Genomic DNA, 12768 nt, shown 5'->3' with positions numbered 1-12768 from the left:
TCTTGTCTTTTGTTCTCAGTGTAGTGATCGCTTGGTTCCGATATAGGCTTCGATCACCTTGGGGTCGTTGCTGATCTCCTGCGGCGTACCCTTGGCGATCATCTGGCCCTTGTTCAGCACCACCATACGGTCGGACAGCCGCATGATCAATCGCATGCCATGCTCCACTACGAGGAGAGTGATCTCATGATCAGCGCTGATCGACTCGAGCATGCTGATAGGAGCGTCGGTCTCCGCCGGGTTCATGCCGGCGGTGGGCTCGTCGAGGAGTAGGGACTTCGGCTCCAACGCCAGCGTACGTTCTATCTCAAGGCGGCGCCGGTCGCCATAAGCGAAGGAACCCGCGAGGTCCTCGGCGCGGTGCACGAGCCCGAAACGGGCAAGCTTGCGGCAACGGGGCGGCCCTAGTTGTCCGGCGCCACCCAGGTGGGGATCCCTGCATAGCAAAACAGCCATGGCTTACGGTTGGAGGCGAGCAACAGCGTCCAGGTTTTCTCTACTGCGTGGGCGAGGTCGCCCTCGTCGGCGCGCATGATGGGAACATCCTTCGCGTCGCGGAGAAAGTTAGCCGGGCGGTGCTGGCCAATCTCTGGTGCAGCCTCTTCCGGCTTCGGCAGCGCTGCGTTGATGGTGTCCATGACGGCCTGCGGGCCCGAGACGAGGAGTAGGTCGTTGAAGTCCTGTCCGGCGCCGCAAGCTAGGAAAACGCCCAACAAGCAGGAAAGTACCCGATATCGGGGACCTTCTTGCTTGCGTCCGTTCTGCACTTTTACTCCGGAAAACTGCTGCAGATTCACTCCGGCGTTGACACTTCATCAACTGAATGGTATAATCATTTTGTAACTGGGTCGAAGATTCTCTCAGGCACTAAATCTTTCGGTATCCCTCGAATGCTGCCCGGCGGCGGCCCCACGACCCTTCACTCTAAAATCAATGGCGAACCCCTTTTGCACGACGATGGGGGTTCATACGGCCAGTGCCAAATCCTCCGCTTCCGCGCCTTAGCGGCCTTCACACAAGCTCAAGCGCGAGCAATCTCATCGGCGACACCCGAGCCGGTGAGTGACTGTTCACTGACCAGCCTCAAGCCGAAACAAATCAAGTTCGGCGAGAAGGTCATCAACCACGGCCACGACTGCCGCATCCGTACCACCGGCGAGATGACTGCCGAGATCGAGGTGCGGTCGCAATCGGTAGCCGCCTCAGCAAGCGTGGAGAACAGGATGAGCTCACCTTCAACCGACGTCGCCTATCTCTGCTGGAGTGACTATGTTGGCATCACGCGCTGCCGCGGCGTGCCTGCGGCCGACCTGCCGAAGCGAATGGACAAGGGCCTGGGTTGGGCGGCGGCCGCCCAGGCGCTGACGCCATTCGATAACATCGCGGATAACCCCTGGGGCCCGATGACCGAGGTGCGCCAGACGCCCCAACCTGAGACGAAGGTGCGGCTGGACCTGTGGCCGGGCACGCCCGCCTTCCACATCCTCATGTGCGACTCGAACCTCAATGACGGCACCAATTGGGAGTGCTGCACGCGCGGCTTCATGAAGAAGGCGCTCAGAGATTTCGAGGCGGAAACGGGCCTGCGCTTCACCGCAGCCTTCGAGCACGAGTTCCTGCTCAGCGGTCCGGACCTGCCGCTGACGACACCCTTATCGCTGGAGGCGATGCGCGTCGCTGCAGGCTTTACCGGTGCGCTGGCGGAGGCCCTCGCTGCAGCGGGGCTCGAACCAGAAACCATTGAACCGGAATACGGCATCAACCAGTACGAGGTGTCGAGCGCGCCCGCCGCTGGCACAATGGCCGGCGACCGCGCCGTGCTGACGCGTGAGGTGATCCGCGAAGTGGCAAGGCGGCATGGCTACCGCGCCTCCTTCACGCCCAAGCCCGCGCCCAACGCGGTGGGCAACGGCGCCCACGTGCATTTCAGCTTCATCGCTCAGGACGGATCGAACGCCGCCTTTGATCCCAGTGGCACGGCGGAAGCCTCGCAGCTGGCGCAGCATTTCGCGGCGGGTCTCGTGAGGTTCCTACCGGACATTTGCGCGCTGGTGGCGGGAAGCCCCGTGTCATACTACAGGCTCGGGCCCCATCACTGGTCCTGCGGCTATGCCAGCTTCGGCGTACAGAACCGCGAGGCCGCCGTGCGCATCTGCCCCTCACCCGATGCAGATCCGGCAAGGCGTCAGTCCGGCTTCAACATGGAACTCCGCGCGCCGGATGCAACGGCGAGCCCCTACATGGTCGTCGGCGCCATCCTGCGCGCCGGGCTCGAGGGCATCCGGGCGAAACTCCCGATGCCCACCCCAATCGATCGCGACCCAAGCGAGCTGACGCCCGAGCAGATGAAGGCGCTCGGCGTGGTGCCCCTGCCCGCAAGCCTCGAGGAGGCGCTGGCGCGGCTCGAGGCGAGCGCCGCGGTGCGCCAGTGGATGTCGCCAACGTTCCTGTCGTCCTATGTCTCGGTGAAACGCAAGGAGATCGCCATGATGGAGGGAAAGTCCCCCGAGGAGATCTGCGCGATGTATCGCGATGCCTATTGAACTAGCATAGACCAATCCGATGATCGATCATCACTGCCATGGCATCACAGGCACTGACCTAAACTATGTAAACTTCCAGAAATTCCTTTCGGAGAGCTGATCCGCCCCCACTGAAGTTGTCCGACTTGAAGTATGTCTTATGGCATCAAGGAGGATCAGAACATGCCAAAGAAGAAGCACGCGCCTGAAGGGAACATCGCCACGCCAGTATCTACCTAGCGGGAGAGAGCGCGCTCCCGCTTAAACGAGCCTGAACGTCAATCCTGCAACTGCACCAATCTTTCAATTCACATGAAAATCTGGCGCCGCTACTCCAGCGGAAACGGCCGCATCGCCTTCGCCATCGTCAGCCCCTCCGGTGGCATTTGGCCGGCTCCTCGCGATGAACGCCGGATGAATGTTGCACTCTGATCCCGTTCAAGAGACATTCTTTAGTTTCATGGCCAACGAGATTACAAAGAGCTCGTTGAACCGAAGTCAACTAAGGAGACCTCACATGCCCAGCGCCAAGCTTTCGCTTACCCTCGCCGCCGCGACCATGATCATGGCTATAGTACCGGCTGACGCCTCGCCTCGCAGTTATCAGCTGATTTGCAAGGGCGGTGGCGCGATGGTGGCCACAATCAAGTCCAATGCAACGATTTCCCTCAGCTTTTCGCCGGGAAGCGAAGCGGGGGTAGCGCAAGCTGGAAAATGCACCTGGGTTGATCGTGGTTTCCGTGCGGGTGAGCCCAACGTGTTGTCACTGGCGGGCGATCGCAACGGCACCGCCTACCTCTTAGAAGGTATGCTTAGTGGCGACCGCTTCTATGTGCACGTTTACAATGATAACAACGGCCGCATGGTAGTCACCCGCACCGGCCTCTGACCGGCTTCATTTGGCTTGGCGATACCTCCCAATGACTGGGAGGCGTCTTCGGGCGGTTCATGATGCAGCTATTTGAAGATCCATGAGGCGCTCTCCACCGGAGCATTAGCAGCATTTCGCGGAGATCGACAGCAGCAGATCAGAGTCGAGCGAGAAAAACATTCGCCTTGTTCTGTTTTGTTGTGTCTACCAGCATTGGCCGTAGCTGGTCGGACCCGCTGCACGCCGACAAAGAGTGAGGCAGTAGAAGCAGTTCCATTGTCTGGGCAGGCGCGAGTTAAGTGTCGATGCCATATGCTTGTCGCACGCCGACTAGACGACGAATGGTTCGCGGACTCAGGCAAACGTCTGGCGCTGCCATTCCAGCGCAAACGGTCGTATCGCTCTGGACATCGTCAGCCCCTCCGGTTGCCGCCCTGCCAGTATCGCTTCCACGATCTCCGGTGCCAGCAGCGTCATGCGCAGCAGGCGGCTGACATAAGACGGGTTGATTTTCTCGGCATCAGCGATCTCCTCGAGGGTCTGGTAGTCACCCTCCCGCAGCATCTTTTGCCAGCGGAAGCCGCGTGCCAAGGCTTTGAGCAGGGCGCTGTCGACCCTCGACCTCGGCGTGGGGGCCGCCGCCATCCCGTCCGGCGTGATCACGAGCGTCCGCCCGCCGCGCTTGCGGATGGCAAAAGGTACGGTGACGGTAACGGTCTGGTCGGTCATGCTGCCTTCTGGCCCTTGCCATTCATGATGCCGACCTCCGCAACCATCTGCGCCAGTCCCTTGTCCCTGAATCGCAGCTTCAGTCCGTTGGTGCCGATGTCCACGCGCTCGATCAGCAACTGGATGATGCGTGCCTGCTCGGCGGGAAAGAGTTCGGCCCAGAGCGGATCAAGTGCTGCCAGTGCCTCCCTCACCTCGTCCTCTTGCAAGCCTTCACATTCCGGCTGCGCGGCGCGCCAACTCGCCACCACCACCTCCGGCGCGCGCAGCATCCCGCGAATCTGCTCAATGACAGCGGCCTCGATCTCCGCCGCCGGCACTCGGGGCACAGGGCATGTACCCGCTCCATGTTTAAGGACCGTCTGGCTGACGTAGTAGCGTGTCCGACGGCAGCGCCTTTGAGACAAACCGGGTGACTTGAGGAAGGGAGGATTTCTGGCTCATCGTAGCTCTTAGGAGAAGCGGAGATAAGACAGAAATCCGAGACGCGGGCGGGCGCCCGAGCAGATTGTGGAAGGGGTCACAAACCGATTAGAGACTTCTATGTTGAACTGACCGACCGACATGCGACCGCTTGTATGACTAGCAGGTCGCATAATCAGTCGGTACTTTTAGCAGTTTAGCTGGAACTTTGTGGCAATCTGCCGATCGGACATGCCAAAGCTAAAACTCAGAAACGAGCAAACCCTTACTTGACCCGCGGCCGCTGAGGCCGCACAAGTCATCAATACGGGTCACTTCTCAGTGGAAACTTGCGCCTGTCCGGGGGCAACTCGCAGTGCAAATCAACAACCATGCCTGTAACGGAGTGGCCGGACCGGCGACAGCCAAAGCTATCGGATCATGTCGCGCGCGGCATGGAAGATCTCCCCGAAGGGCTCGTTGACGCCGTTCAGGAAGAAGGCCTCGAAATCGGCAGCACCCGAGTTCTGGATCAGCATGGCGGTGACGCCGGTCTTTTCGTCACGACCCATGAGGCTGGAATGGCCGGGAATCTGACCCAGATGTCCCTTCACGTCGATATCGCCATAGCGGGAAACGAGCATGCCGTGGCCGTTGGCAACCACCTTCGAGCCCGGGAACTGCGCAGGTAGGAGATTATCCTTCATTTCGGAGAGTTGCTTCGGCCCGAGAATCTTGCCGTCGAACAGCGCGTTGAGGAAGGTGACAACGTCCTTCGGCGTCGACACCATGTCACCCGCCGCATTTGCGCCCGACATGGGGAACCACTCCGTAGAATCCCATAGGCCGTCGACCGGGTCGCCTGCTCCCTGGATATCCCATTGCGGCTTTCCATCGGGATCGACATGCATGTAGCCGCGCGCCTCGCGCGCAAGGGGAAACGCTTCGTGGGTGGCGACCCAAGTATCCTTCATGCCGAGCGGCGTGAAGATCCTCTGGCGCAGGTGGTCCGAATAGGGATTGCCGGTCTCCCGCGCGATGATGATGCCGGAGAGGACATAGCCGGTGTTGGAATATTCCATGCCATGCCAAGGCTCCTTCTGAACACCATGTTTAAAGGCGAAATCGACAATTTCCTCAGCCGCCCAGGTCTTGTCCGAGATCATGGGCATGGACGTTTCGAAGTCCGGCAGGCCGCTCTGGTGATTGAGCAGAATGCGCACCGGCATCTTAGCGGCGTTCGGCATGTCGGGGAACCATCGGGTGATGGGCTCGTCCAGATCGACTTTACCATCTTCGACCAGCATGTGCAGTCCCGTCGCGATGAAGGTCTTGGTGCAGCTGGCGATGCGGAATGTGTGGTCAGGCCGCATTGGCGTTTTCTTGAACTTGTCGGCGAAGCCGCTGGTGAGGAGTGAGATCTCCTGCGCGGGCAACGAGATAGCCAGCGAGGCACCCACGACCCCACGCGCGATGTGCTTGTCAAGAATGGCCTGGATTCGCTCTTTATCTATTCCCATGACGTCTTGCCTTTCCTCAGCACGAACCGGACCAGCGGGCATCTTCGTGACTGGCACGCCCCCTTACATTCCGCCCGTGGGGGACAGCCTAGGCCGGGGGTGACGGGTGTTCAAGCGGCTCGCCGGTGCAATACTGACCCACACCAGACGCATTCGTGTCGCATCACAATGCAGGGAACTGCGGCTTGCCAAGCTGAAATTAGCAAACTAGTCTCCACCACTTGAAAGCGGGACTGCGGGGAATTCAGCCCATTTTTTTAATCACTAAATAGAACATAAGGGAGAGCGGCATGACGCTTCGGAAGTCTTTTGCGTCTTTTGGTGGCTGGCGCCGCCACGCCCTATTCGCCAGCGCATTCATCCTCACCGCATTTTCACTGGCGGCTGTCTCGCCCGAGGCCCAAGCCGAAGGCATTAAGCGCGGTGGCACGCTGATCATGGCCCGGCCCGATGAGCCGCTGACCTTTGATCCCTTCATCGCCGGCGACAACGGTTCGATCTACGCGATCGAGCAGGTATGCGACGCGCTGGTCGAGGCCGACGACTCCGGCAGGGGCCTGCGTCCGGGCATCGCAGAATCGTGGGAGATGTCACCCGACGGCCTAACCTATACATTCAAGATCCGTGACGCGAAATTCAGCAACGGCGATCCGGTCACGGTCGACGATGTGGTTTTCACGCTCAAGACCCTGAGCGATCCGTCGAAGTTTCTCGCCTTTGTGCTAAAGCCGGTGAAGAACATCACGGTTGTCGACGACAAGCACGTGAAAGTGGAACTGAAGGAGCCCTATGCGCCGCTACTCGCGGCCTTGTCCGCCTATGCCGCGAGCATCGTGAACAAGAAGGCGTATGAGGCGAGCCCGGAAAAGTTCGGCACGTCTCCCGTCTGTGCGGGTCCATTCATGGTCGAGAGCTATGAGCGCGGCTCGGCCGTGGTTCTCAAGGCCAACCCCTATTACTGGGACAAGGGTGCCGACGGAAAGCCGTTGCCCTATCTTGATGGCGTCGAACTGAAATATGTGCCCGAGAGCAATTCGCGTGTCCTCGGCCTCCGTAACGGCGACTACGACATGATCTCCACCGTGGCTTTCAACCAGGCCAAGGCGCTCCAATCGGACAGCAATCTGGTGGTCGAATCGACCCCCATCTTCAGGCTCGACTATGTGTATCTGAACCATCAGAAGAAGCCGCTCGACAACAAGGATTTCCGACTGGCGCTCAACTATGCGGCAGACCGCGAGGCCATCCTAAAGGCGGTCTACTTCGGCTATGGCGAAGTGCCGAACTCCTACATGCCCAAGGTGAACTTCCACAGCGACTCAGTGCCGGTCATCCCCTTTGACCTCGCCAAGGCCAAGGAGCTGGTGCAGACGTCAGGTTACGACGGAACGCCCATCCAGATCATGGTGGATACCGGCAACGCGCCGTCCCGCCAGGTGGCGACCATCCTGCAGCAGGGCTGGGAAGCTGCCGGCATCAAGAGCGAGATCGTCGAGATGGACGTGGGCACCGCCTGGACGATGACCACCAAGGGCGATTACCAGGCCTATGTCAGCTACATCACGAGCGACATCAACGACACGGACGAACTTGCTACAATCCAGGCCGACGTGACCGCCGGATCGCAGGCCTTCTTCACCTGGTACGACAACAAGGACGTCCAGAAGATGCTGACGGAGGCCCGGCGCGAGCCAGACCCCGCCAAGCGCGCGGCGCTCTATGCCAAGGTGCAGGAGATTGTCTACAACGACGCCTACAGCATTCCGTTGAACTTCGCGCCCGTCATCAACGGCAGTCAGGCCTATGTGAAGGACCTGAAGCAGCTCGCCAATGGCTGGTGGTGGCTGCAGAAGGTGTGGCTGGACAAGTAGCACCGCCACATTGTTCCCTCGCATTTCATCATACCGCAAGATCAGCCGTCCCCGTGAAAACGGGGACGGTCTCTTCGGTGCATTTGGTTTCCTGACGTGAACCTGCTGAGCTACATTGTCTCGCGCTTGCTGCAGATGATCCCCGTGGTAATCGGTGTCAGTCTGGTTGCGTTCCTCGCAATTCACCTGGTGCCGGGCGATCCGGTGCAACTCATGATGCATGGCCGCGCGACGCCTGAGACGCTGCAGGCGGCCCATGCCAAGCTCGGATTGGACCAGCCCCTGCTTGTCCAGTACTGGAACTTCATCCGGAATGCCGCAACAGGCAGCCTTGGAACCTCCATCATTCAGAATGCAGATGTCGGCAAGATCGTTGGCGAACGGTTACTCCCGACAGTGCTGCTGCTAGTCACCAGCGCCGTCTTTGCCATTCTGATTGCCCTGCCCCTTTCGATCATCGCGGCACGCCGCAGCGACCAGCTGGCCGACCACGTCATCCGCCTCCTCGGCATCATCGGTTTTGCCATGCCACCATTCTGGGTCGGCATCATCCTGATGCTGTTCTTCGGCATCTACCTCGACTGGTTCCCTATATCCGGCTACGGCCGGAGCTTCGGCGATCGCATGTACCATCTTGTGCTGCCGTCCCTCACCATCGCCCTGTTTCTGGCGCCGATTCTGATTCAGTCATTGCGCGCCGCCATTCTGGACGTGATGACGGCGGAATACATCACGGTGGCCCGGGCTAAAGGACTGGGCCCTTGGCGCGTTCTGATCAAGCATGCCCTCCGCAATGCCCTGATGCCGGTCACGACGATCCTAGCCGTCAACATCGGCTGGCTTCTGAGCGGTGCCGTCGTGGTGGAATATCTGTTCTCGTTTCCTGGTCTAGGGTCGCTGCTGGTGCGGGCCGTGGGCCAGCGTGATTATCCGGTCATCCAAGGTCTCTCGCTGGTCTTCGCTATCCTTGTGCTCTTCGTAAATCTGCTGGCCGACCTCAGCTACATGCTGATCGACCGCCGGGTGCTGAAAGCGTGAGGAGCGGCATGGAGTATAGCAAGGCCTTGAATCTTCCCCTGCGCCGCCGTCTGGCGGAGGAGTTCAGCCGCTGGCCGATGACACTCAAGATAGGCAGTATCATGTTCCTTGGCATCGTGCTGGCGGGCATCTTTGCCCCATGGTTGGTGCCTTACGATCCCTACACGCAGGATCTCAACAACACACTTCAGCCGCCGAGCCTGACGCACCCCTTCGGTACCGACAATTTCGGGCGCGATGTGCTGACCCGTGTGTTGTTTGGCATCCGCATCGACCTTCCCTTCGGATTCCTTACGACCTATGTGCCGATGGTCTACGGTGTCGTGCTGGGCGCCATGGCGGGTTACGCCGGGGGCTTCTTCGATGGCATATTGATGCGCGTGCTGGACGTTGTCGTCGCCTTCCCCTTCCTGGTTCTCATCATTGTCATCGTCGCGATCCTCGGTCCCGGTATCTTCAACATCTATCTCTCCATCTTCCTCACCGCATGGACCATGTATGCGCGGCTGGCGCGGGCTGAAATGCTGGTGGAGCGCAACAAGGACTACATTCTTGCTGCCCGCAATCTGGGCTATGGGCCAGGGCGGATCGTCTTCCGCCATGCGCTGCCCAACGTCATCAATTCCTCTATCGTGTTCTCGATGTCGGATTTCGTCCTCAATATCATGCTGGTGTCAGGCTTGAGCTTTCTCGGCCTCGGCGTCACGCCGCCAACACCAGAATGGGGTGCGATGATCGCCGAGGGTCGCGATTTCATCTTTGAGGCTTGGTGGATCAGCACGCTGCCGGGCCTTGCGCTCGTGGTCACCGGAGCAGCACTCTGTCTCATCGGCGATGGACTGGCCCAGCGGCTGGGCGAGCGCCGCCACGCGCTGATATAGGCAAGAACATGGTGGCACCGGAACAGATAGCGGCAGATAATGCAGCAATGAAGCCGTCGATTCTCGAGATCGAGGACCTGGTGGTGGAGTTTCACCAAGGCAACAAGGTGGTGCGTGCGGCGAACCACGTGTCGCTCACCATCCGCCAGGGTGAAACGGTGGGGATCGTCGGCGAGTCCGGAAGCGGCAAGTCCGTGCTGTGCCGGAGCATCTTGCGCCTCCTTCCCTCGCCACCGTCATTTGTAAAGAGCGGGCGCATAACCTTCGCCGGCCGCGACCTGCTGAGCCTACCGGAAACCGAGATGCAGGAAATCCGCGGCGCCGACATCGCGATGGTCTTCCAAAATCCGATGAATGCACTGAACCCGGTGTGGCCCATCGGCGACCAGATTACAGAGGGCGAGAGGGTTCATCGCGGGCTCGGCACTCGGGCCGCGCGCACGCGCGCCGTCGAGCTTCTGAAGCGTGTTGGCATCCCCAGCCCGGAGATGCGCGTTGATGAATATCCCCATCAGTGGTCGGGTGGCATGGTGCAACGCGCTGTGATTGCCATGGCAATCGCTGGCGGGCCAAAGCTTATCCTCGCGGATGAGCCCACCACCGCGCTCGACGTGACGATCCAGGACCAGATCCTGGCCCTGCTGATGGACCTGCAGGCGGCGACAGGCACTACGTTGATCCTCGTGTCGCATGACATGGCGGTGGTGGCCGAAACCTGCGATCGTGTTGCAGTCATGTATGCAGGGCGCATTATGGAACTGGCGCCCACGGCGGATGTCTTTGCTCACCCCCGCCACCCCTACAGCCTCGGCCTCCTGCGATCCATCCCGCGGATCGACGGCAAGGGCCAGCGGCTGGAACCCATTCCCGGCCAGCCGCCCAGCCTGTCTGAACTACCAGCGGGCTGTCCCTTCATGCCCCGCTGCAGCTTTGCCTCGCCCGCCTGCGGCACATCCGACGTCCCGCTCCGTGAGGTGGCCAAAGGACACTTTAGCGCCTGCATCAAGGCCGAGGAAATCGCTGCGGTGGCATTGTGACGGAACCCCTTCTTTCCATCCGCGGCCTTCGCGTCGAGTTTCCGAAGCGGCGGACGCTCACCGGTGCATTGCTCGGCCAGAAACCCATGTCGGCACGCGCCGTCGATGGCGTGGACCTCGACGTTTACCCGAGGGAGACGGTGGGGCTGGTGGGTGAAAGTGGCAGCGGCAAGACGACGCTCGGACGTGCCATCCTGAGCCTATACCAGCCATCCGCCGGCCAGGTTCTGTTCAAGGGGCAGAACGTCAGCACAGGCGATGCCGTCGCCCGCCAGAAGCTGCATCGCAATCTGCAGATGGTGTTCCAGAATCCCTACGCCTCCCTCAATCCACGCATGACGGTGGCGCAAACCATCGACGAGGCGCTGCGCTTCCACACAATCGTACCCGCACAGGACATTCCAGCCGAGATCGAACGGCTTCTGGGCCTGGTCGGCCTCACGGCGGACATGGCAAACCGCTATCCGCAGGCGCTCAGCGGCGGTCAGTGCCAGCGCGTGGGCCTTGCCCGAGCCATGAGCGTCCAGCCAAGCATGCTGGTGCTGGACGAAGCGGTGGCGGCACTCGACGTCTCGATTCAGGCGCAGGTCCTCAACCTGCTCCTTGACCTTCGCGAGGCCTTTGGTCTGGCGATGATCTTCATCGCGCATGAGCTTTCCGTGGTGCGCCACATCTCGCACCGCGTGGCTGTCATGTACCTCGGCAAGATCGTCGAGATCGGCCGGCGGGATGACATTTTCGAGCGACCGAAGCACCCCTACACCCAGAGCTTGCTCGCCGCAGTTCCGCGCCTCGGCACCGCCAAGCGCAAGCGGCAGGCGGTGTTGCAGGGCGATATTCCGAGCCCCTACAACATTCCCACCGGCTGCCCCTTCCAGACGCGCTGCCCCAGCGTGCAGGATATCTGCCGTTCCGTGGCGCCTCCCAGCATTACCGTCTCCGCCGATCACAAGGCCGATTGCCACTTCGTCACCTGAGGGAGGAGCACACGATGTGTGACAGCTTTGCCGCATTGCCATCCGCCGCCCGCCACGGCTTCACACTGGCCGCCAAGAATGCCGACTGCGAGATCAACGAGGCGCAGGCCGTTCTCCGCCTGCCCCGCCGCAGCTATCCCGAAGGCGCCATGCTGCGTACCACCCACGTGGTGATCCCTCAGGCGCGGCAGACCCATGAGGTGATCATCGACAAGTCGTTCTGGACCTGGGGTGGCGAGATCGGCGTGAACGAACATGGGCTTGCCGTTGGCAACGAGGCGATCTTCTCCCGCGCAGGCGATGACAAGGATGGTCTCATCACCGGCGACCTCCTGCGCCTGATGTTGGAACGCGCCTCTGACTGTGCCGAGGCGCTTGAGGTGTTCGGGGATCTCCTGTCGCGCTTCGGGCAAGGCGGCAATTGCGAGCTGCGCGGCAACTCGCATTTCGATTCGAGCTACCTGGTCTCCGACCGCAAGACGGCCTTCGTTATCGAGACCTCGGGGCGAGATTGGGCCACCCGCGAGGTCAAGGGCGTCGGCGCCATTTCCAACGCCATGACCATCGGTGATGACTGGCAGCGCTGCACCATCCCTGGCGCTGATGGCGCGCGCACGGATCTTGCAGCCGAGTTCGAGAACAAGTCGATGGTGGCCGCAGTGGGCGCCCACCAGCGCCAGCAGGTGGCTTATGACTGGTTGAGGGCGCGCGAGGGCACGATCGACCTCGGCACCATGGCGGCCCTGCTGCGCCAGCATCCCGAGGGCTATGATCCGGCCATTGGAGACGTCTGCACCAACATCTGCATGCATGCCGGGCCGCATCCCAACCGCTTCTGGCAGGCCTGCGGTGCCATGATCATGGAAACGACAGAACAGGGCGCCATGGCTTGGGTGACGGCCACATCGGGAACTTGCCTC

General features: G+C 60.8%; 13 protein-coding genes. 8 read left to right on the top strand and 5 right to left on the bottom strand.

Going from position 1 to position 12768, the window contains the following annotated elements; genetic code table 11:
• Window positions 1-15: 15 nt before the first annotated feature.
• Together WCJ41_RS16840 and WCJ41_RS16835 are read right to left on the bottom strand one after the other, a co-directional pair.
• Complete coding sequence (locus WCJ41_RS16840; protein ID WP_336906997.1) at window positions 16-456, bottom strand: ATP-binding cassette domain-containing protein; 441 nt, start codon at window positions 454-456, stop codon at window positions 16-18.
• Entirely contained in the window at window positions 405-638 is a 234-nt protein-coding gene (locus WCJ41_RS16835; protein WP_336906996.1) for a hypothetical protein, read from the bottom strand. Before WCJ41_RS16835 ends, WCJ41_RS16840 begins: the two co-directional genes overlap by 52 nt.
• Before the next feature lie 420 nt (window positions 639-1058).
• Here WCJ41_RS16835 and WCJ41_RS16830 point away from each other — a divergent pair, with 420 nt between their 5' ends.
• Entirely contained in the window at window positions 1059-2543 is a 1485-nt protein-coding gene (locus WCJ41_RS16830; RefSeq protein WP_336906995.1) for a glutamine synthetase family protein, read from the top strand.
• A gap of 496 nt (window positions 2544-3039) precedes the next feature.
• The gene (locus WCJ41_RS16825; protein ID WP_336906994.1) at window positions 3040-3411 is read left to right on the top strand and encodes a hypothetical protein; all 372 of its coding nucleotides are present in this window, start codon (window positions 3040-3042) and stop codon (window positions 3409-3411) included.
• A 336-nt stretch (window positions 3412-3747) separates the two neighbouring features.
• Here the strand turns inward: WCJ41_RS16825 and WCJ41_RS16820 are convergent, their stop codons facing one another.
• The 3 genes from WCJ41_RS16820 to WCJ41_RS16810 form a co-directional block, all read right to left on the bottom strand.
• Window positions 3748-4122, bottom strand: a complete 375-nt coding sequence (locus WCJ41_RS16820) for a hypothetical protein (protein ID WP_336906993.1) — start codon at window positions 4120-4122, stop codon at window positions 3748-3750.
• On the bottom strand, window positions 4119-4529 hold the full coding sequence (locus WCJ41_RS16815; protein ID WP_336906992.1) for a zinc ribbon domain-containing protein: 411 nt from the start codon (window positions 4527-4529) through the stop codon (window positions 4119-4121). The genes WCJ41_RS16820 and WCJ41_RS16815 overlap by 4 nt, the downstream gene beginning before the upstream one ends.
• Before the next feature lie 426 nt (window positions 4530-4955).
• Window positions 4956-6044, bottom strand: a complete 1089-nt coding sequence (locus tag WCJ41_RS16810) for a serine hydrolase domain-containing protein (protein WP_336906991.1) — start codon at window positions 6042-6044, stop codon at window positions 4956-4958.
• A 290-nt stretch (window positions 6045-6334) separates the two neighbouring features.
• Between WCJ41_RS16810 and WCJ41_RS16805 the strand changes: the two genes are divergently transcribed.
• The 6 genes from WCJ41_RS16805 to WCJ41_RS16780 all read left to right on the top strand — a co-directional run.
• Window positions 6335-7915 (top strand): ABC transporter substrate-binding protein, encoded by a 1581-nt coding sequence (locus WCJ41_RS16805; RefSeq protein ID WP_336906990.1) that lies wholly within the window; start codon window positions 6335-6337, stop codon window positions 7913-7915.
• A gap of 96 nt (window positions 7916-8011) precedes the next feature.
• Window positions 8012-8953, top strand: coding sequence for an ABC transporter permease (locus WCJ41_RS16800; protein WP_336906989.1), 942 nt, complete (start codon window positions 8012-8014; stop codon window positions 8951-8953).
• An 8-nt stretch (window positions 8954-8961) separates the two neighbouring features.
• A complete protein-coding gene (locus WCJ41_RS16795; RefSeq protein WP_336906988.1) occupies window positions 8962-9834 on the top strand; it encodes an ABC transporter permease in 873 nt (290 codons plus the stop codon).
• A 47-nt stretch (window positions 9835-9881) separates the two neighbouring features.
• The gene (locus tag WCJ41_RS16790) at window positions 9882-10871 is read left to right on the top strand and encodes an ABC transporter ATP-binding protein (RefSeq protein ID WP_336906987.1); all 990 of its coding nucleotides are present in this window, start codon (window positions 9882-9884) and stop codon (window positions 10869-10871) included.
• Complete coding sequence (locus WCJ41_RS16785) at window positions 10868-11848, top strand: ABC transporter ATP-binding protein (protein ID WP_336906986.1); 981 nt, start codon at window positions 10868-10870, stop codon at window positions 11846-11848. Before WCJ41_RS16790 ends, WCJ41_RS16785 begins: the two co-directional genes overlap by 4 nt.
• Window positions 11849-11862: 14 nt before the next feature.
• Window positions 11863-12768 (top strand): hypothetical protein (locus WCJ41_RS16780; protein ID WP_336906985.1); only part of this gene is annotated, 906 nt, incomplete at its 3' end.

The organism is Aestuariivirga sp. (assembly GCF_037139295.1).
Taxonomy (GTDB): domain Bacteria; phylum Pseudomonadota; class Alphaproteobacteria; order Rhizobiales; family Aestuariivirgaceae; genus Aestuariivirga.
The sequence above is the reverse complement of the archived record's forward strand: the minus strand, read 5'-3'. Positions and strand labels throughout refer to the sequence as shown.